Consider the following 20,345-nt stretch of genomic DNA (forward strand, 5'->3'; position numbering starts at 1 on the left):
TGCGATCAGCTTGATCGGTCATCCAGACTCGATCACTTGGGCGTCAGCATGTAAACTTTTTGCTCCACCCGCACCGGCTGATGAATCTCGGGATCAGGATCGGGTTCGAAAATGCTTTCGACGTGGCTGAGCTGAATCTCAAAGGCACTGGTGTACAAGCTGGCAATTTCGTCTGCCACAGCAAACGGCTGACCTTGTGTCTCACCCTCCTCTGGCTCTTCAGTGGTCAGCAGCAGCATTTTGCAATTGGCCGGCAGAATATTCTTGAGCTGGGTGATGTAGGCGACACGTATATCGTCAGGCAGCGCAGTGAGCGATGCACGATCAAAGACTGCTGCAATTTCGCCGAGATCGGCAGCACATAGCTGAAAGAAATCACCACACAAAATGCTGATCCGGCCATGCTCCCACAGCATGAACTTGCCCAATTTACGCCGGGTCGGCTGAAGCTTGTTTTCGCGAAAGAAGGCACGGACAGCCAGCGGACTGAGTTCCACACCGATCACCGGATGGCCTTGCTCGGCCAGCCACAGCAAATCAAGGCTTTTCCCGCAAAGCGGTACGAACACGCGGTCTGCTGCGGTCAACCGGAGATTTTGCCAAAATTTCACAAGATGTGGATTGACCACATGCTGATGAAAGGCGATATCGCGGTCACGCCACGACTGTTGCCAAAGTTCGTTGTCACGTCCGGTCATGGCGGACTCATTCCATCAAATGCAGCGTTGTTGAATCAGGAAAATGTTCTGATCGAAAGACACAACGCTTCAAATGAAGAGCCATGCAGGCCGAAAAGGTACTCGCTCGGCAGGGTCAGATTGCCAGCCCTGTGCTGACTAGCCTAACACCGAAACTGGCGGTCGGGTGCCCACGACGCAATTGTCACATTCGCTACATTCAACGCACATCTAAAATATGAATTTTTAACTTTCTTTTATTTTCAATAACTTGAAGATTGGCACCATCCTTGCTGAAAGAAAGCTGAGGAGAATTCCATGACCCATCCGACTTTCGTCACCATCAACGACACCACCCTGCGCGACGGCGAACAGTCAGCTGGCGTGGCGTTTTCGCTGGATGAAAAACTGGATATCGCCCGCCAGCTAGCCGTGATCGGCGTACCGGAACTGGAAGTCGGCATCCCGGCGATGGGTGATGAGGAACGGGAATCCATCCGGGCGGTCGCCGCGCTGAACCTTGCGCCGCGCCTGATGGTTTGGAGCCGCATGCATGCAAGCGACATTGCAGCCTGCGGCGGGCTTGGCGCGCATCTGATCGACATTTCCGTACCAGCCTCCGACCAGCACCTGTCTTACAAACTGAAACAGGACCGCGCTTGGCTGCTGCGCGAACTGCCAAAATTCATCGGCGCCGCGCTCAGCCTCGGGCTGGAAGTCGGCCTTGGTTGCGAAGACGCTTCGCGTGCTGACCTGAATTTTCTCTGTGCGCTTGCCGAAACGGCCGAACGTGCCGGCGCCCGCCGTATGCGCTTTGCTGACACGCTGGGCATTCTCGAGCCATTCACCACCTTTGACCGCATCAGCACACTGCGCCGCAATACGGGTCTGGAAATTGAAATGCATGCCCACGACGACATGGGCCTGGCCACTGCCAATACGCTCGCCGCCTGCAAAGCCGGCGCGACGCACGTGAATACCACCGTCAACGGACTCGGCGAACGAGCCGGAAATGCCCCACTGGAAGAAGTCGTGCTCGGCTTGCAGAAACTCTATGGCATCGAAACCGGTGTCAGCCTGAAAGGATTTCCGTCCTTGTCCAGCCAGGTGGCCAGCGCCTCCGGTCGCGCCGTGCCGTGGCAGAAGAGCGTGGTCGGCGCCGGTGCCTTCACCCATGAGGCCGGCATCCATGTCGATGGCCTGCTCAAGCACCCGGACAATTATCAGGGCTACGACCCGCAGGAAGTCGGCCAGGCGCACCGCATCGTGCTCGGCAAGCATTCGGGATCGCGGGCCGTGCAAGTTGTTTATGCAGGACTCGGCCTGACCGTCGATGACGGCGAGGCAAACGCCCTGCTACCCCGCGTTCGCAACTTTGTGGCAGCCCACAAGCACGCACCGGAAACGGCCGATCTGCGCGACCTTCTGACCTTAATCCGGAGTCCTCTCCATGTCTGAAGCGATGACCATGACTGCAACTGCACTGGCTGCACCCGGCCTCTGGGCGATCCTCAAGGAAGACCTTGCCTGCGTTTTCCAGCGCGACCCGGCTGCCCGCTCGACACTGGAAGTACTGACCACCTATCCGGGCGTCCACGCCGTGCTCACCCATCGCCTGTCGCACAAGCTCTGGCGCGCCGGCTGGCGCTTCCCGGCACGTCTCCTGTCGTTCGCCGGACGGACACTGACCAATGTTGACATCCATCCCGGCGCCACCATCGGTCGCCGCTTCTTCATCGACCATGGTGCCTGCGTCGTCATCGGCGAAACAGCGGAAGTCGGCGATGACGTCACGCTGTATCACGGGGTGACGTTGGGTGGTACTTCCTGGAACAAGGGCAAGCGCCACCCTACGTTATCTGCCGGCGTTGTGGTCGGCGCCGGCGCCAAGATACTCGGCCCGATCATCATTGGCGAGCGCGTTCGCGTTGGCGCAAATTCGGTCGTCGTCAAGAACGTCCCGGCTGACAGCACGGTGGTCGGCGTGCCCGGCCGCGTCGTCGATACACGGGCCGGCGGTGCACGCCCGGAAAACGGCATCAGCCTGGATCATCACCTGATGCCCGATCCGGTGGCCAAGTCCATCGCCTGTCTGATCGAGCGTATCGAGACCCTTGAAAGAGAACTGGCGGAAGTACGCAACGAACCACCGCCGACGGACCACAGCGGCCAGTGCAAGACCTGTTCCGCCGGCGACTTGTGCTGCGAGCACGAGTCCATGCATTGACCACCGGACAAAATACGCCATGGACCTTCTCGACTTCTCCGACTGCAAGCTCTACTTCGAGGATGAACTGCCCGCCGCGGCAGAGCTTCTGATCGCGCAGGCGGCGCAGGACTATGGCGATCCTACCGCCGAACTTGCCTTGCTGCGGGCTAACCTGCTGGCGCCAGAACATCTGACCGTACTGGTCAGCCTTTACCGCTACTACTTCTACCAGCACCGGCTCAATGACGTACTGATCGTTGCTGATCATGCCATGCGAATTTCAGCCCACCATCTGGGCATACCCAATGATTGGCGACAAATCGACGAAGCCCAGCTTGGCGCCGCCGCGTCCACATCCTTCGGTCTGCTTCGCTTTTACCTGTTGGCGCTTAAAGCCGAAAGCGTGGTTCTTCTGCGCCTCGGACGCATCGACGAATCACGTGACCGACTGACCAAGCTTGCCGCGCTGGACACCAAGGACAATCTTGGTGCCGCCAAGTTACTCGAAGTCGTTGATGAGTTCCAGAGTGAAAACGTAGCACCCATTGACGTACCAAAACTTAACCTTGTCGAAGCCTGAGGAGGCATGATGGAAGATACTCTGACCCTCGCCGAAGCCATGGAAGAACTGGTTTCCGCAGAAGATTTTCTCGACTATTTCGCGGTGCCCTACGAACCTGCCATCGTCCATGTCAACCGCTTGCACATCCTGCAGCGTTTCCATGATTATTTGGCCAAACAGGTGCCCAATCTGCCGCCCGAAGAAGATCAGCAACGCAGCATCTACCGTCTGTGGCTGGAGCGTGCCTACCAGGACTTCGTCACTTCCGACTCGCTAACGGAAAAAGTGTTCGCCGTCTTTCAGCATGTCTCCAAGCCTGACGGCGGCATGAGTTCGTTCGTCTCGCTCGACAAGGTCTTCCGCGAATGATGAACGCTCGATGGGAATATGGCGAAGCGGTGCGTCTTACGCGCAACGTTCGCAACGATGGGACCTACCCCGGACTCGAGCCTGGCGACCCGCTGGTCCGTCGCGGCAGTATCGGCTACGTCGTCGATGTCGGTACCTTCCTGCAGGACCAGATCATCTATTCGGTCAACTTCCTGGATGAAGGGAAGATCGTCGGATGCCGTGAAGAGGAGCTGATCGGTGCGGATGATCCATGGCTGCCGTCACGCTTCGAATTCCGCGAAAAAGTACGGGCGGCCAAGGGCTTGTCGGTCGGGGGTGCGGTACTAATCGACTTGGGTGCCGTAGGCGAAGTCATCAAGGTCATCCGCGATGCGCCGGGCGGCGTCGCCTACCACATCCATTTCGACAGCCTGCCGGGACGCGTTCTGCAAATTCCGGAAACCATACTGGAACCTACCGAAGCCAGGGAATGACATCATGCAGCAAGGCTATCTCGAACTGAAACTATCCTGGGAACTCTTCAAGAAAAGTCCTGAGACACTGACTGATCCGGAACGTGACCGCCTGACTGATGTCGCCTGCAAGCAGGACAGCATCGAGCAGCGCATACTGGCCAGCAAGGCCGCATCCAATGTGGTCATTCCCGCAGCAACCCTGAAGAATCGCCTGGACGAGATTCGCAAGCGCTACCCATCCGAGGATGAATTTATCCACGACATGGAAGCGAACGGCCTCAACGAGACCGATCTGGCTACGGCAGTTGAACGAGAACTGCACATCGAGGCTGTTCTCGAAAAAGTTGCTTCGGCCATCGCCCCGGTCAGCGCCATAGATGCCGAAATTTACTACCATTTGCATCCGGAAGCATTCGATCGCCCGGAGAGTCGACGCCTGCGCCATATCCTGATTACGTTCAACAACGCGCCGGAAAAAGCAAAGGCAAAGACAACGCTGGCGTCCCTGCGGACAACGCTGAGCAATGTCGACCAATTCGCCAAGGCTGCGCTTCAGCATTCACAATGTCCGACCGCCATGGAAGGCGGCCAGCTCGGTACGGTCAAGCGTAAGCAGCTTTATGCCGAACTGGAAGCCGCCGCATTTGGACTGAGTGAAGGCGAAATCAGCACCGTACTCGAATCACCGATGGGTCTGCATATTCTGCGTTGTGATGAAATCCTGCCCAGCGGAATGCTGCCATTCCCCGAGATTTGCTCGCAGGTCATCGAACGCCTGAGCGAAAAACGCCGACGCGAAGCTCAACATCAGTGGATAAAAGACCTCAGATCGGTCATACGCTGACGATCAAAATGACCAGATTACGTAATTTGGCAAATGCTGCGGTCAACCGGAAAAAACCGGCAAATTTCAAATATTGGCAGTCGTGCCTTGCCAGGCAGACGGGCTAGCAGAGCGCCCTATTTTTCGTCTTTGTCACCGGGGTTGTATTTGAAACCAGGGAACATGTTCCGCGTCTGGTTCTTCATTTGATCCTGCATCGACTGAAACATTTTTTTTGACTGATCCATATAGGCAGTCATCATATTCTGCATAGCCGGCTGCTGGAAATTCAGGAACTGGTTCCAGAAATCCGTCTGCATATGGGTATTTTCAGCGCCATTCGGACCATACATCGTCTTCGACTGTTCCTGCAGGCGACCCTGGAAATCGACAAACGTCCGCATGTTGTTTTCGAGGTACTTGCCGAGCATGCCCTGCATGGTGCTGCCATAGAAGCGAATGAACCCTGACAGCAGTTCGCTGGAAAACATCGGCATGCCACCAGATTCTTCTTCAAGAATGATCTGGAGCAAAATACTGCGAGTCAAATCCTCGTTGGTCTTGGCATCGACCACCTGAAACACTTCGTATTTCAGAACCAGCTCTTTCACATCGCCCAGCGTGATGTACGCACTCGTCTTCGTGTCATAGAGACGACGATTGGGGTATTTCTTGATCATGCGTACCGGTTCCGACATGCGGTGATCCTCAGAGAAGGTTTTAGTGCAGTGCAACATTATAACAAAAAAAACGGGCGCCATAGGGCGCCCGTTCATGGTGCATTGCAAAAATTCTGCAATAATTTATACCAAAAATTGCAAAATTACTGGTAGTACAAACCACCATTAATGTTCATCGTTGCACCGGTCATGAAGGCAGCAATGTCGGAAGCAAGGTAAGCACAGGCGCCACCAATTTCTTCCGGCTTGGCCAGGCGCTTCATCGGTACGGAATCAACGATGGTCTGCAGAACTTCCGGCTTGATGGCCATGACCATCTTGGTTGCCACGTAGCCAGGGCAGATAACGTTGACGGTCACGCCCTTGGCGGCCAGCTCAGCGGCCAGCGCCTTGGAGAAGCCGATCACGCCAGCCTTGGCAGCGGAGTAGTTGGTCTGGCCAGCCTGACCCTTGACGCCGTTGACGGAAGAGATGTTGATGATACGACCCCAGCCACGCTCTGCCATCTTGGCGGAAACCTGCTTGGTCATGTTGAACAACGAGGTCAGATTGGTAGCGATCACGGCATCCCAACCATCGCGTTCCATCTTGGCAAACATGCGGTCACGGGTGATACCGGCATTGTTGATCAGGATGTCGACCTGGCCGCAGGCGGCTTCGGCTTCGGCAACCATTTTCTGGCAATCTTCGAGGGACGACACGTCGCCAGCAACACAAACGAAATCCTTGAAGCCGGCTTCAGCCATTTCAGCCAGCCATGCATCCTTGTTGTCGAATTGCGGGTGATAAGAAGCGACCACCTTGTGGCCAGCCTTGGCCAGTTCCTGACAAATTGCGGTTCCAAGACCACCCATAGCGCCGGTAACGAGAGCAACACGTTGTGTCATTGTTATTCCTTCCTGTAGTGAAATGAAAAGGGGTAAAAGATACGCCGGTCAGAACATGTGCTGACCGCCGTTGATGGAAATATTGGCACCAGTCACGAATGCTGCCTCATCAGAAGCAAGATACGCAACCAGACCGGCGATTTCTTCCGGCTTCCCGAGCCTGTTGACCGGGATCTGCGGCAGAATTTTTGAATCAAGAATTTCCTGAGGGATGGTCGTTACCATCTTGGTGCCGATGTAGCCCGGCGAAATGGTATTGACTGTCACACCCTGCTTGGCCACTTCCAGTGCCAGTGCCTTGGTAAAACCATGCATCCCGGCCTTGGCGGCGGAATAGTTGGTCTGACCGAAGGCGCCCTTCTGGCCATTGACCGAGGAGACATTGATAACGCGTCCCCATTTGCGTTCCATCATGCCATCCATGACTTGCTTAGTCATGTTAAAAACAGAGTCAAGGTTGGTATGCATCACAGCATCCCAGTCGCCCTTGGTCATCTTTTTAAACGTCATGTCACGGGTAATACCGGCATTGTTAACCAGCACATCGACCGGGCCGACATCTCTGGTGACAGTTTCAACGCATTCGTGTGCCGAGTCGAAATCAGTGACATCGCACGGGTAGGCCTTGAAGCCATAACCCATGTTGTTCATTCCCTTCAACCAGTCAGTCACCTTCGGATTCCCTGGCGAATAGGTCGTTACCACCTTGTAACCCAGTGCAGCAAGCTTGATGCATACAGCCTCACCAAGCCCCCCCATACCTCCGGTAACCAGTGCAACTCGCGACATTGTCATACCCTCATCGAGAAGCTCTCAGACCGCGCGTTCCCTGACATATCTGCCGGGAGCCGGTTCGATAGCCTTGTATTTGGCGCTTCCCGGCTTGCGCGGTGCCCGCAGTTCTCCGGACAAAGGTTTGAGCCAGTCAGCCCAATCCGACCACCAGCTTCCCTTTTTTTCTTCTGCCGCAGCCAACCAGCCGTCGGCTTCATTTTTCACATCTTCATTCACCCAATAACTGCGCTTGTTCTTGCTGGCCGGATTGATCACGCCGGCAATATGGCCGGATGCGCCGAGCACGAAGCGAATCTTGCCGCCTAGAATACGCGTGCTCTGATAGGCGGATTGCCAGGGTACGATATGGTCTTCGCGGGTGGCAAGCAGATAAACCGGTATGTCCAGCTTGCCCAGATCAACCTTCGTCCCGCACATCTCCAGCTTGCCCGGTTCACGCAGATTGTTTTCGAGATACATGTTGCGCATGTACCAGCAGGCAAACGGCCCGGGAAGATTGGTCGAGTCCGAGTTCCAGTAGAGCAGGTCAAAGGCTTTTGGCTTCTCGCCCTTCAGGTAATTGCCGGTCACGTAGTTCCAGACGAGATCGTTGGCACGCAGGAACGAAAACGTATTTTGCAGGTCTCGGGCTGGCAGTAAACCGCCCTTGCCTATTGTGGCCTCGCGGGCCGTAATGCCCTTTTCGTCAATAAACAAGCCAATTTCGCCCGTATCGGAGAAGTCGAGCAGCGTCGTCAGCAGCGTCAACGAGGCAACCGGATCTTCGCCGCGTTCCTTGAGGACAGCCAGCGCCGATGTCAAAATGGTGCCACCGACACAGAATCCAAGAGCATTGACCTGCTTGACCTTGGTGATTTCCCGGGCAACAAGCAGCGCGGTGATCGGACCGCTTTCGAGGTAATCGTCCCAGCCGACCTGGCCATGCGCTTCGGATGGATTGCGCCAGGACACCAGGAAAACAGTATTGCCCTGATCGACCATATAGCGGATCAGCGAGTTATCGGGCTGCAGATCCATGATGTAGAACTTGTTGATACAGGGTGGCACAACCACCAGCGGCCGTGACGCTACTTTGGGCGTCAACGGCGCGTACTGAATCAACTGCATCAGGTCGTTTTCATAGACAACCGCACCTTCAGTGGTCGCGATGTTCTTGCCGACTTCGAATACCGATTCGTCGGTCATCGAAATACGACCCTTCTCAAAATCCTTGATCAGGTTGTTGATGCCATCGGTAATGCTCTGGCCCTTGGTTTCCACGGCCAGCTTGATAAATTCGGGATTGGTTGCGGCAAAATTCGAAGGCGCCATGGCGTCGGCCATCTGCCGTGCAAGAAAGCGCATGCGTTCCTTGGATTTTGCGTCTTCGGCCGGAATCACCTCGACCATTTGCTTCAGATACTGCGTATTGAGCAGGTAAGCCTGATGCATATAATCGTAAATCGGGCTTTCGCGCCATTCGGGGGCTGAAAAACGACGGTCACCGGGTTCCGGCGAGACCTTGAAGGCTGGCTCCTGGCCTTTCTGCTTTCCCAGCATCGACTGCCACAACGACATTTGCTGATCCATGAACTGCTTCTGCAGATTGGTGATCGCCTGCGGGTCGGCTGCGACTGGTGCTGCACCAGCCTGAGCGCCTGCCTTGCCGAGATAGTCCATGAACTGCTGCATCATGTTCTGCCCGCTTTGCATCAGCTGTGCGGCAGAACCCGCGAATGCGTCATTACTGTTCGATCCCTGGGCCATGGGGAGACTCTTCTCTGTAGTTGTCGGGGTTTCAGCCTTTAGATTCTCCATACCCGGTTCAACGCTGTCAATGAATTTACATGCATAATGAGGCCTCTTCGAGGCATCTAACATGTACATTGTTGCAATCGGCTGGCTTTACGTCACATTGCTGGTGGCCGTCAGCGAGCCCACCGTTGTGGCCGGCATCATTTCCTTCCTGTTTTATGGACTTATCCCCTGCTCGCTGCTGATGTGGTTGGGTGGCACCAAGGCCCGGCGACAACGCCGGGCGCATCGTGAATCACTCGCCAACCAGCGCCTGAACGATGGCAATGGAAGCAATGCCGGAGCCGATCAACAAGACCTGCAGAATTGATTCTTTCATTTCGGAACGTTTATGTAACCCGGGGATCAGGTCGGCAACGGCGACATAGATCATGCTTGCCGCGCCAAGCGCAAGTAGCGAAGGAATCCAGTGTGTCAAATCTGCCAGGGCAAAATAGGCCAGCATGGCACCCACCATGGTTGCCAGGCTCGATAGAAGATTGAACGCCAACGCCCTCATCCGGCTATAGCCTGAGTGTAGAAGAATCAGGTAATCGCCGACCTCCTGCGGGATTTCATGGGCAATGATGGCCAGCGCGGTAACGATGCCGAGTTCGGTATTTTCCAGAAAGGCAGCAGCAATCAGGATTCCGTCTACAAAATTGTGGAAGGTGTCGCCAACCAGGATCAGCAGGCCAGAACGTCCGTGGTCGTGTGTCGGCGCGTGGGCATCGTGCGCCTCGCAATGGTCGTGATGGCAATGCCGCCAAAGGACCAGCTTTTCCAGAATAAAAAAGGCCAGAATGCCGAACAGGACGGTTGCCGTAGTCTGATGCTTATCGCCGTGCTCCAGCGCATGCGGCAGGATTTCCAGAAAAGCGGCACCAAGCAGTGCGCCAATGGCGTAGGAAATCAGCATGCTGATGCGATGTGCGCCCAGCGCAATGCTCAGCGCGGCCGCTGCAAGTACGCTCAGGGCGCCACCGGCCAGCGATACGGTAATAATCCAGGAAAGAGTACTCACGGAATTCGGTTCGATCAAAAGCCGCGGATTATACGCCGTCGGCCAACCAGATCAGCGTTGCTTGACGGCCGGTAACACCATCACGGCGATAGGAAAAGAAGCGCGCCGGGTCACTGACTGTGCACAACTCACCACCATAGATGGCTTTGATCCCGGCACGCCGCAGGCGGCGCCGAGCCAGTTCGTGAATATCGGCCAGCCATTTGCCTAGTGTATTCGGCACGAAGGCCACCACCGCGCCCGGGTCGTCCGCGACAAAAGCGGCACGAACCTCGTCACCAACTTCAAAAGCCGATGGGCCAATGGCCGGTCCGAGCCAGGCGAGCAGCTCCCCGGCCGGGACGTCCATTTCCTTGATGGTCGACTCCAGAACGCCGCCAACCAGTCCGCGCCACCCGGCATGCGCGGCGGCAACAATCGTACCGGCACGATCGCAAAAGAGCACGGGCAAACAATCGGCAGTCATCACGGCGCAAACAACGCCGGGCTGCCGGCTGAACGCCGCATCGGATTCTTTCGATTTTGGGCAATTTTCGGCGTTGACCGCAGCAATGCCGTGAACCTGAGTCAGCCACAGCGGTTCGGCCGGCAACCTGCTGCGCAGAGCGGCCCGATTGGCCGCAACATGGGCCGGATCATCACCCACATGATCACCAAGATTCAAGCTGTCCCACGGCGCCTGACTGCAACCACCGCCCCGCAGCGTCTGCACTGCCCGAACCCGGGCTGGCGCCGGCCAGTCCGGAATCAGCAAATCAGCCATAGCGCAACCCGTCGAGCAAGTCGCGCATGTCAGGCGGCATTGGCACTTCCCACTGCATTTTCAGCCCGGTCAGCGGATGAACGAGACCGAGTCGCGTGGCGTGCAGCGCTTGCCTTGGAAATTCCGGCAGTTTTGGATTGTGCTTGCCATAGACCTGATCACCCACCAGCGGATGATGAATGGCCGCCATGTGTACGCGGATCTGATGCGTCCGTCCGGTTTCCAGCGAACATTCCACAAACGTGGTGTAGGGGAATAGTTCAAGGATGCGAATATTGGTAATCGCCGGCTTGCCGCCGCGGTTTTCCGGCACGATGGCCATCTTGATACGCTGCGACGGATGCCGGCCAATCGGCTCGTTGACCGTCCCTTCGTGCTTCATCGCACCTGCGGCAAGGGCCAGATAGATGCGCCGCACGGTCCGCGCCTGCAACTGGCGAACCAGATCAGTCTGCGCTTCCAGGGTCTTGGCGACGACCAGCAAGCCGCTGGTGTCCTTGTCCAAACGATGCACGATACCGGCACGCGGCACTACCTCGATACCTGGCACGTGATGCAGCAGCGCATTCATCAAGGTACCGCTCCAGTTGCCGCTGCCTGGATGGACAACCAACCCGGCCGGCTTGTTGATGACCAGCAGGGTTTCATCCTCGAAGACAACGTCGAGCGGAATGTCTTCAGGTAGTTCAGGTTGATTGCGGATATCGTTCGGCTCGCTGACCAGCAGGCGCTCGCCACCCATCATCTTGCGCTTCGGTTCGGTTTCCGGTTTGCCGTCGACTTGCACGCAGGCATCACGCACCCAGCCTTGCAGTCGGTTACGGGAATGTTGCGGTAACAGGTCAGCCAGCACCTGATCGAGACGACGACCATAACTGGCATCAGGAACGGTCAGGCGGACAGGTTCAGTTCGGCTATAATCGCCGGAGTTTTCAACAGGATCATTCATGATGCGAAGTTTACCCGCATTCCAGTCATTTCCCGCCCTGTTCCGCGTGCTGATGGCTGTTTTCGTTGCAGTTTTCATTGCTGGCTGTGCCTCCAACAGTCAATACGACGAAACTGCCGGCTGGTCGGCCGGCAAACTCTATGGCGAGGCCAAGGATGCGCAAGCTGACGGTGGCTGGGACAAAGCAGCAAAACTTCTGGAAAAACTGGAGTCACGCTACCCCTACGGCCGCTACGCCCAGCAGGCTCAGCTTGAACTCGGCTATGTCTACTGGAAAGGCAACGAGCCCGGTTCGGCGCTGGCCGCCTGTGACCGCTTCATCAAATTGCACCCCACCCACCCGACCGTGGATTATGTCTATTACCTGAAGGGCTTGATCAACTTCAATGAAGATCTCGGCCTAACAGCCTACATTAGTACGCAAGACCCGACCGAGCGCGACCCCAAGGCCGCCAAAGAGTCTTTCGACGCCTTCAAGGAACTGGTCACCCGCTTTCCGGACAGCAAATACGCGCCGGATGCCCGACTGCGCATGAATTACCTGATCAACGCGTTGGCCTCGCTGGAAGTACACGTTGCCCGCTACTACATCAGGCGCGGTGCCTACGTTGCCGCCGCCAACCGTGCTCAGTTCGCCATCAAGACCTACCCGCATGCACCAGCCATCGAAGAAGCCATGTTCGTACTGGTCACGGCCTACGATAAAATGGAAATGAATGACCTGCGTGACGATGCCGATCGCGTGATGAGAAAAAATTTCCCGGACAGCCATTTCTACAAGGACGGACTGACCCGCAAGACAGCTTGGTGGCATCTCTGGTAATCGCTTACCGGATGACATAATTGGAAAATGCCCGCCAAATGCGGGCATTTTCCATTCTGCACAGCAAGTAATCAGGAGCCCTGCTTGATGGCCAGGATGGCTTGATTACGCAGCGTGCGCAGCAACTGAAGTTCTTTTTCCGGAATCGAAATCCCCCCCGGCTCGTCGCGGTCGGCATAGATCAGCGCCACCGAACTTCCCTTGATATTCAGCGGAAAGAGCACGAATGACTGGGCCGAAACGGCCTTGCGATACCAGTCAGGAATCCGGCTGGCAATTTTTGGATCGTTGATATCGCTGATCATGAGATCAACGCCCTTGGAGGTTGCCGCATGAAAGATATCCGGCGTGAAACTCAGGGGAAACCGGAATGCCTTGGCAACCTCATTGGCGTCCGGCCCGAACCCGAAACGCCCCTGCATGACGCCGGCCTTGGCATCGCGGATACAGAGTACGACTCGCTTGAAACCCATTGCCCGGTACATCGTTTCAAGGATGATGCGCAGAATGTCGTTCAACTGGAAGCCGTCAATCAGCGTGTTGCTGATGTCCTGAATCCCTGCCGTCAGCACCGACTGGGCATCCACCGGTTGCGCACCGGCACCACCGTCAACGCCGCTCAGCGGATCGCTCTCGCCGAGCAAGGTGCCATCTTCCGAATTTGCCTGTTTTTTCCCGTCGACCGCAGCATTCTCGTCATTGCCGGCATTGGCAAACAAACGCATCTGTTTACCAAACGTCGTCTGCGGCAAATTAAGGTGAATGATGCGAGCGAAATCCGCCACTTCCTCAACCGCCCGCTGCACGGTCTGGAGGAGCTCCTTCTGGTCCAGCGCCACCGCATCGGCAAACCGCGCCATCGATTTTTTCAATTCACGCTCACGCGCTTCGGGCGTGGCCTGTGCGATGACATCGCACAGTTCATTCGAAAACCCTGACAGCACACGCAGCCGGTCTTCCTGCTGAACAGCCTTGCGGACCGGACCGGAAGGCAATTTCCGCATCGAACTGACGATCAGTGGCGGGAAGCCCCATTGGCGGGCAATGGCAATTCCCATTTCCTCGAAGGTAATGCCCAACACCTGCATGGCGGCGCCATCCTCGGCGCAATTCTTCTGCGCCATTACGCGCCGAATCTCGTCCGCTTCCTCGGGAAAGTAAAATTGCGACAGCAAGCGGCCCAGACTATGAAACAACGAGCAGATGAATGACTGCTCCAGATCGCGCATCTTCGCCGCAGCACCAATATCCTTGGCCAGCACACCGGCCAGGTTGGCCCGCAGAAAATCCTCTTTCAACTGAGTGGCATTGCCCTTGTTCTGGAGATGTTCAAAGAGCAGCACGGTTATCGCAATGTTACGCACGGCCTCGAAGCCAAGCACGATCACGGCCCGCGATACTGTGCTGATGTTGCCGCCACCGGCCGGCCGGAAATAGGCCGAATTCACCAGGCGCAACAGTTTGTTGGTCAGCGCAAAATCCTTGAGGATGGTGTTGGACAGTTTGCCGATACTCTCCGTCTCACTGTTGGCGATCTTGTTGATCGCACTGACCGACTCCGACAAGGCTGGAAAATCGCTTTTGTGGCGCATGCGCCGCAACAGGAAATCGAGGGTTGCCTGCCGGCCACCGCTTGGCAACGCGTCTTCGTCCGGATCGAGATACTTGTCCAGCGCCTCGCCAAATTGCGCCATATTTTGATAGCGCACGGAAGGATCGCGCGCGATCGCCTTGTGCAGGATGCTGCTCAGATGCTCATCCACCGCAGCTTCCTGCGGCAATTTGATATCCTCCCTGACCAACTTTTGCAGAATCGCCGTGACGCTTTCAGCGACGATGGCACGCTGCCCGGTCAACATCTCGAAGAGGATCAATCCGGCCGAGAAAACATCGGAACACTCACTGATTTCACGCCGCAGAATATATTCCGGCGCCATGTAGGCAGGCGTCCCGGTGATGCGATCGGCCGCTTCGCTGGCACCTTTAACCCTGGTCGCAATACCAAAATCCATGACACGCGGGGTTCCGTCATCGTCGAGCAGTATATTCGAAGGCTTAAGATCGCGATGGATGATGCCCTGTGCATGGGCGTACGCAACGGCATCGAGAATCGGCCGCAATATTGAAACCGCCTTGATCGGCGGCAAGGCGTCACTTTGCCGCAGAAACTCGGCGAGGTTCTTGCCCGGCACGTATTCAAAGACCAGATACAGATCGCCGTCCTGCTCACCGGCCTCGAAAATCGGCACGATACTGGGATGACGCATTTTGCCGACCGTCCGCGCCTCATCCAGCAGTGCGCGATTCTGAATCGGATCGGGGTGGGCGAAGTGCAAGGTCTTGATGGCGATTTCACGCTGCAATTGCGGATCAAAACCAAGATACACGATACTCTGTGCGCCGCGCCCCAATTCCCCGCGAAGCTCGAACCGGCCGATATGTTTGCTCATTTTTCGGTTTCTTCTACCCACACCAGATGCGGAACGGCATCGGGGCCGCCGCGGACCAGCGCATTCTGCCCGTAGTCAGCAGCCAGCGCACACGCATCTTCGGTCGAAATATCCGGCACGAAGCAGCTTTCCTCATCCGGCCACAAATCGGCATCGGATATGTGCTGTGCGGCATAGGGCTCGTAATTACCTTCCAGCAACTCACACTCCAACTGCGACTGGCGCTCGGCATTGGTAGCTTCGTCAGTGGGCATGCTTCCCGGATTGTGCGCCGTGATCAGTGCAAACTCATTGCAATCCGCCGTTTCCAGCCAGCACCGCAAGGCTTCACAAGGCTCACCGATGCGTAGATCGCAAATACCGCTGGGCAAGAATACCCGGTAAGTCGTCGCCTGGTAGGCGGCTTCCAGTTCACTCGTCTTCGCCATCGAAATCCACCATGCCGATCAATTGTTCCGAGTCTGCCACAGGTAGCGCCTCGACCTCCTTTAGCCGCCGAGAAAGTTGGCGGGTCCGGGTTTCTGCCTTGCTGATGCTGTTGCTCGCCTCCTCCAGTTTTTTCCGGGTATGGGCCAGCGCCTCGCCAAATTTGCCAAACTCGGTTTTCACCGCACCGAGCACGGCCCATACTTCGGCCGAACGCTGTTCAATGGCCAGCGTGCGAAAGCCCATCTGCAGACTGTTCAACATGGCCGCCAGCGTCGTCGGTCCGGTCAGGCTGACCCGCCACTCGCGCTGCAGCGTTTCGCCCAAACCCGGACGACGGAGGGCCTCCGCATAGAGCCCCTCCAGCGGCAGGTAGAGCAAGGCAAAATCAGTCGTGTGTGGTGGTGAGACATATTTTTCATGGATGCTTTTCGCCTCGTTTTTGAGGCGTGTTTCGATGGCCCTTGACGCCTCTTCAACAGCCGCCGGATCGCCGCGTTCCTGTGCGTCGAGCAAGCGCTGGTAATCCTCAATCGGATATTTAGCGTCAATCGGCAGCCACACCACAGCACCATCGCCCTTGCCCGGCAGGCGAATGGCGAAATCTACCCGCTCATTGCTGCCCGGCTTGGTCGCGACGTTGCTGCCAAACTGGTCAGCGGTCAGTAGTTGTTCCAGCAAGGCAGACAACTGCACTTCTCCCCAGGTACCGCGCGTTTTTACATTGGACAGGACGCGCTTGAGATCGCCGACACCCGCCGCCAGCGTCTGCATTTCACCAAGGCCGCGATGCACTTGCTCCAAACGGTCGCTAACCAACTTGAAGGACTCACCAAGCCGCTGCTCCAACGTCGCATGCAGCTTTTCATCGACCGTCCGCCGCATTTCTTCCAGCTTTGCCGCATTGTCGGCTTGTATCGCGGTCAACCGGGTTTCCACCGCAATTTTCAAATGTTCAAAGCGCTCGTCGAGACCCAGTGAGAAACGGCTCAGCTCACGCGCAAAGGCTTCCAGCCGTTCGGCCTGTAATGCAGCCGACTGAGTAACCTGAGTGGTCACCACTTGGCTCAACAGACTGGACGAGTGCGCCCGCTCCTCGCGATCCCGAAAAGCGTCTTCGGAGACTTCGCGGCGACTGCGGGCCAACTCCTCACGCAGTTCATGCTCCAGGCGCATCAAACCCTTTTCCTGAGCCTGCAGTTGCGCCTGGGCTTGCCGTTCGTCGTCAGGGCGCCTGTTGCCACGCAGCAGCAAGACCACCTGTAACAGGATGACCACCACCACGCCAACCACCAGGGCCAGCCCCATCGTAGCGCTCAACTCGACCTCACCTTAGCGAGAATTCGGCGCGGTTTCCCTTGCCTTTGTCAGCCGCACCAAGCTTGGCCGGCAGCAGGAAGACTCGTGCCGGCGCGACCTTGCCCTGCTCGGTCAACCAATTCTGAACCACCTCTGCCCGACGTGTGGCCAAATCCTTGATGTCATCGTCCGTTGCAGGCAGATTCGTCATCATCAGCTTTTCCATTTCTTCAACCGGCAGGTCCTTTTGCATACCGACCAAATTGCGCGGCTTCGGAAACTTCGCTTCCTTGTAGGCGCGTTTCATGTAGGTCTTTGTTTCTTCAGGTGAAATATCGATCTCATCCAGCGACTTTCCTTCGCCTGCCTTCTTCATATCCTTCAGCTTTTCCGCTTTCATCGCCCGTTCAATCGCCAGGCGCTTGATACCTTCCTTGTCGGTCTCCGGATCGGCACGGCCAGTAATTTCCAGCTTCAGCGTATTGCGCTCGTTCAATGCTTTAGCCAGCGCCTCGAGCTTTTTGGTCGTTTCATCATTGAGCGTGGCACGACCAGCAGCAAATTCCACGTTCGACAATTCCTCTCCACCACCGACCATCGATCCCAGAAGCGCAAATGGAGAAGTCACGGCCTTGACGAAGAGATTGACGATCACCTTGATGATCAACCCACCGATCGAGAATTGCGGGTCATCGAGCGAACCGGAAATGGGCAAGGCCAGGTCAATCTCGCCACGGTTGTTCTTGAGCAAGGAAATCGCCAGATTCACCGGCAATTTTGTGGCATCCGCACTTTCAACCTTGTCACCGAAGGTAAACTGATCAATGAACAGCTTGTTTTCCGCTTGCAATTGGTTGTTTTCCAGCTTGTAGGCCACACTCAAAGACAGCTTTCCCTTGTCAATGGCATAACCAGCATATTTACCGGAGTACGGTGAAAAACCAACCATATCGACGCCCGTGATATCGGCCTTCAAATCCAGATAAGACTTGGCTGCCAGCGGATTCAGCTTGGCCACAATTTGCACGGGTGACGAAGTAGCGTACTTGCCACGCAATTCCATGTCAGCCACCGAATCGGCAGCAGAAGAAAGTCCGCTGATTCGCCCGCCAAGTTTGGTCAGATTGACCGAATAATTGGGTTTGACAAAAAGATCCGAAAAATTGACCGTCCCGTTCTGCAAGGTAATCTTGCCAATCTTGATTGGCAAGGGTGGCTTGGCCGGTGCGGTATCCTTGCCAGCCATCTTCGTATCTACCTTGGCCTCTTCCTTCTTTGTCGACGCCGCCTCTCCCTCCGGCTTCTTGATGATATCCGCCACGTTCAGCTTCCCATCCTTGTTCAGGATCAGACGGGAGAAATAATCGGTCAGCGCAATTTCACCAACATTGATCGCCATAGGCTCCAGGCGGAAATCAATGCCACCAAAATACAGTGACTTCCATTTGAGGAAATCGGCACTGTTCAGCTTGTCGACCGCGACGAAGTCACCTAGCGTGAATGAACCCTTGTAGCCAGCCTTGAAGCCAACGTTATCGAACTTGGCTGTGGCCTCGCCCTTGTTCGATGCCTGGCCGCGGGTCAACGCAATATTCAGGAACTGACCGAAATATGGTTCTATCGGCAGCAACGAAATCGCCGCGGTTTCAAGCTTGACAGCCACATCAAGCGGATAAATCTGCAAGCTGCCATCGACACTCAGGCTACCTTTTTTATTGATCCGGCTCTTCAGGGCAATCTTGCCCTTCTTGTTCGGCTCGTTGGTCAGCCCCTCGGCTTGCAGACTCAAGCCTTCAATTTCCTGCACGGCTGCAGGCCGGAGAAACTGATCCTCGAAACGGAAGCCGAGGTCATCCACTGCGAGCTTGCCTACCTTGCCTATCCAGGGCTTTTCATCCTTGGCTTTGGCATCGGTTGCCCGAATCGTCTTGAGTATGGGCGAACTTACCCATTCGATCTTCCCGGCCTTGTTTCGCAGCATGCGGGCACGGGTACCGGAATTGGTCACCTCCGCGATGTCAAGACGATGTGCCGGCAGGTCGACACTGATTCCCTTGAAGGCCATTTTCTCGACGCGGAAGCGATCACCAAGATCGATCTGATAGCTCACTTCACCAATTTCGATCGGGTCCGTGAGCTTGCCATCCACCTTGCCAACATTTAGCTGCAGATTGCGCACTTCACCCACTGTTGGCGTCGCGTTGGATTCATCCTGCCAATGTATCAAGCCATTGGTCAGCGAAAATTCACCCAGCGACCACTCGAACGGCTTGCCTGCCTCGGGTTTTGGCGCTGGCACGCCGGGAGAAGGCTTGGACAATTGATCTGCCACGCGCATCACATTGAATTCACCCTGCCGATTGACCGCCAGATAGACCTCCAGACCATCCAGCCCGATACGTTTGACCACTACTTTTCGGTTGATCGGATCGGCATTGTCGAGATCGACATCCAGTCGTTTCCAACTGGCCAACGGTTGCCCCTGGCTTTCAGCCAGAGAAATTCCGGAGACATGGGCGCTGCCGATCACCGCAACCGAATACACCTTGTCGGGCAGCTCCTTGAACATCACCTTGAGCTCGGAGTCCAGAGTTCCCGCCTTCAGTTTGAACGGCAGCGAATCGGGCAAATAGGGCTGAAGCCCCGCCAGATCGAAGCGATCGAGATCGAGATCAAGCTTGCTTTCTCGAGTTTCCGAGAACGGTTTGCTATCACCTGTCAGCGCCAGTGGCGAACCGTTGATATTGGCCGAAAATGAGGGATTGACCAGTATCTCGGTTTGATAGGGCAAGCTGGATACGAATGGCAATGCCAGATTGATATCGCTGATCGTATGCACCTTGCCCTTGGGCTGGTCGTCAAACACAACCTTGGCGTTGATAAGCTGGATGTTATTCACAGAAAAGCGCGGCGTCTCCTTTTCCGGCTCATCCTTGGGCTTCATCCATTCATCCAGCAGATCTGAAATGTCATAGCGCCCGTCGGCAAGACGGGCTACAGCAATTCGCAAGCCCTGCAGACGCACCTCGTCCACCACGGCTGCAAACTTGAAAATGGAAGCCGATGACAGATCAACGAAGAATTCATCAAAGCCGGCAACTTCTTTTCCACCATCGGCCTTGATCGAAAAACCATTGACCTTTGCCGACAACCCAAATGGATTGATCGCGATTTTTTCGATGCTGACATCGCGATGCAATTGGGCCGAAAGTTGTTTCTGTAAAACAGATTTAAGCAGTGGCGGTGCCGCAAAATAGCCAAGCAAGCCGAAAACCAGAAGGATTCCAAACAGCCATTTGCCGATTCGCAAGACACGAGGTGATTTCAGACCGTCAGCCAAGCGTGACATTGTTGTTGAATTGTTTGCTGTTGAGTCTGCCATGATATTCTGTCTATCTT

The 20,345-nt window shown here is 56.0% G+C and carries 20 protein-coding genes; 8 read left to right on the forward strand and 12 right to left on the reverse strand.

Features of this window, described 5'->3' with window-relative positions:
* Positions 1-32 precede the first annotated feature (32 nt).
* A complete protein-coding gene (locus IPJ12_11995; protein ID MBK7647862.1) occupies positions 33-698 on the reverse strand; it encodes a thiopurine S-methyltransferase in 666 nt (221 codons plus the stop codon).
* A gap of 297 nt (positions 699-995) precedes the next feature.
* Here IPJ12_11995 and nifV point away from each other — a divergent pair, with 297 nt between their 5' ends.
* From nifV to nifM, 6 genes are read left to right on the forward strand one after another with little or no spacing between them, the layout of a single operon-like run.
* Entirely contained in the window at positions 996-2,135 is a 1,140-nt protein-coding gene (nifV, locus tag IPJ12_12000) for a homocitrate synthase (GenBank protein MBK7647863.1), read from the forward strand.
* A complete protein-coding gene (gene cysE / locus IPJ12_12005; protein ID MBK7647864.1) occupies positions 2,128-2,904 on the forward strand; it encodes a serine O-acetyltransferase in 777 nt (258 codons plus the stop codon). Before nifV ends, cysE begins: the two co-directional genes overlap by 8 nt.
* 19 nt (positions 2,905-2,923) lie before the next feature.
* The gene (locus IPJ12_12010; protein ID MBK7647865.1) at positions 2,924-3,466 is read left to right on the forward strand and encodes a hypothetical protein; all 543 of its coding nucleotides are present in this window, start codon (positions 2,924-2,926) and stop codon (positions 3,464-3,466) included.
* Between the two features lie 9 nt (positions 3,467-3,475).
* Positions 3,476-3,817, forward strand: a complete 342-nt coding sequence (locus IPJ12_12015; protein MBK7647866.1) for a nitrogenase-stabilizing/protective protein NifW — start codon at positions 3,476-3,478, stop codon at positions 3,815-3,817.
* On the forward strand, positions 3,817-4,272 hold the full coding sequence (locus IPJ12_12020) for a nitrogen fixation protein NifZ (protein ID MBK7647867.1): 456 nt from the start codon (positions 3,817-3,819) through the stop codon (positions 4,270-4,272). Before IPJ12_12015 ends, IPJ12_12020 begins: the two co-directional genes overlap by 1 nt.
* A 4-nt stretch (positions 4,273-4,276) precedes the next feature.
* The gene (gene nifM, locus IPJ12_12025) at positions 4,277-5,098 is read left to right on the forward strand and encodes a nitrogen fixation protein NifM (protein MBK7647868.1); all 822 of its coding nucleotides are present in this window, start codon (positions 4,277-4,279) and stop codon (positions 5,096-5,098) included.
* Between the two features lie 116 nt (positions 5,099-5,214).
* Here the strand turns inward: nifM and phaR are convergent, their stop codons facing one another.
* The 4 genes from phaR to phaC all read right to left on the reverse strand — a co-directional run bounded on the left by phaR (position 5,215) and on the right by phaC (position 9,236).
* Positions 5,215-5,775, reverse strand: coding sequence for a polyhydroxyalkanoate synthesis repressor PhaR (gene phaR / locus IPJ12_12030; GenBank protein MBK7647869.1), 561 nt, complete (start codon positions 5,773-5,775; stop codon positions 5,215-5,217).
* Between the two features lie 125 nt (positions 5,776-5,900).
* Complete coding sequence (gene phbB, locus IPJ12_12035; protein MBK7647870.1) at positions 5,901-6,644, reverse strand: acetoacetyl-CoA reductase; 744 nt, start codon at positions 6,642-6,644, stop codon at positions 5,901-5,903.
* A 48-nt stretch (positions 6,645-6,692) separates the two neighbouring features.
* Positions 6,693-7,433, reverse strand: a complete 741-nt coding sequence (gene phbB / locus IPJ12_12040) for an acetoacetyl-CoA reductase (protein ID MBK7647871.1) — start codon at positions 7,431-7,433, stop codon at positions 6,693-6,695.
* Between the two features lie 24 nt (positions 7,434-7,457).
* Positions 7,458-9,236: a class I poly(R)-hydroxyalkanoic acid synthase gene (gene phaC, locus IPJ12_12045; protein ID MBK7647872.1), complete on the reverse strand. Its 1,779-nt coding sequence runs from the start codon at positions 9,234-9,236 to the stop codon at positions 7,458-7,460.
* A 61-nt stretch (positions 9,237-9,297) separates the two neighbouring features.
* On the opposite strand from phaC, the gene IPJ12_12050 reads away from it, so the two are divergent.
* Positions 9,298-9,543, forward strand: coding sequence for a hypothetical protein (locus tag IPJ12_12050; protein MBK7647873.1), 246 nt, complete (start codon positions 9,298-9,300; stop codon positions 9,541-9,543).
* On the opposite strand, the gene IPJ12_12055 is transcribed toward IPJ12_12050, so the two are convergent.
* The 3 genes from IPJ12_12055 to rluD are packed head-to-tail and all read right to left on the reverse strand — an operon-like array spanning position 9,469 to position 11,948.
* A complete protein-coding gene (locus tag IPJ12_12055) occupies positions 9,469-10,236 on the reverse strand; it encodes a ZIP family metal transporter (GenBank protein MBK7647874.1) in 768 nt (255 codons plus the stop codon). The genes IPJ12_12050 and IPJ12_12055 overlap by 75 nt on opposite strands.
* A 28-nt stretch (positions 10,237-10,264) precedes the next feature.
* Entirely contained in the window at positions 10,265-10,999 is a 735-nt protein-coding gene (gene pgeF, locus IPJ12_12060) for a peptidoglycan editing factor PgeF (GenBank protein MBK7647875.1), read from the reverse strand.
* A complete protein-coding gene (gene rluD / locus IPJ12_12065) occupies positions 10,992-11,948 on the reverse strand; it encodes a 23S rRNA pseudouridine(1911/1915/1917) synthase RluD (GenBank protein ID MBK7647876.1) in 957 nt (318 codons plus the stop codon). Before rluD ends, pgeF begins: the two co-directional genes overlap by 8 nt.
* Positions 11,949-12,000: 52 nt before the next feature.
* Between rluD and IPJ12_12070 the strand changes: the two genes are divergently transcribed.
* On the forward strand, positions 12,001-12,771 hold the full coding sequence (locus IPJ12_12070; protein MBK7647877.1) for an outer membrane protein assembly factor BamD: 771 nt from the start codon (positions 12,001-12,003) through the stop codon (positions 12,769-12,771).
* Between the two features lie 71 nt (positions 12,772-12,842).
* On the opposite strand, the gene IPJ12_12075 is transcribed toward IPJ12_12070, so the two are convergent.
* Genes IPJ12_12075 through IPJ12_12090 form a run of 4 tightly spaced genes read right to left on the reverse strand, consistent with a single transcriptional unit; the run spans position 12,843 to position 20,295 of the window.
* The gene (locus IPJ12_12075; protein ID MBK7647878.1) at positions 12,843-15,221 is read right to left on the reverse strand and encodes an HDOD domain-containing protein; all 2,379 of its coding nucleotides are present in this window, start codon (positions 15,219-15,221) and stop codon (positions 12,843-12,845) included.
* Entirely contained in the window at positions 15,218-15,649 is a 432-nt protein-coding gene (locus tag IPJ12_12080) for a DUF3293 domain-containing protein (GenBank protein MBK7647879.1), read from the reverse strand. The genes IPJ12_12075 and IPJ12_12080 overlap by 4 nt, the downstream gene beginning before the upstream one ends.
* Positions 15,633-16,955 carry a DNA recombination protein RmuC gene (rmuC, locus tag IPJ12_12085; GenBank protein ID MBK7647880.1) on the reverse strand — a complete coding sequence of 441 codons (1,323 nt, stop codon included), beginning with the start codon at positions 16,953-16,955 and terminating at the stop codon, positions 15,633-15,635. Before rmuC ends, IPJ12_12080 begins: the two co-directional genes overlap by 17 nt.
* A gap of 19 nt (positions 16,956-16,974) precedes the next feature.
* Positions 16,975-20,295 (reverse strand): DUF748 domain-containing protein, encoded by a 3,321-nt coding sequence (locus IPJ12_12090; protein MBK7647881.1) that lies wholly within the window; start codon positions 20,293-20,295, stop codon positions 16,975-16,977.
* Positions 20,296-20,345 lie beyond the last annotated feature (50 nt).

It is taken from the genome of Betaproteobacteria bacterium, assembly GCA_016709965.1.
Lineage (GTDB): Bacteria > Pseudomonadota > Gammaproteobacteria > Burkholderiales > Rhodocyclaceae > Azonexus > Azonexus amarohabitans.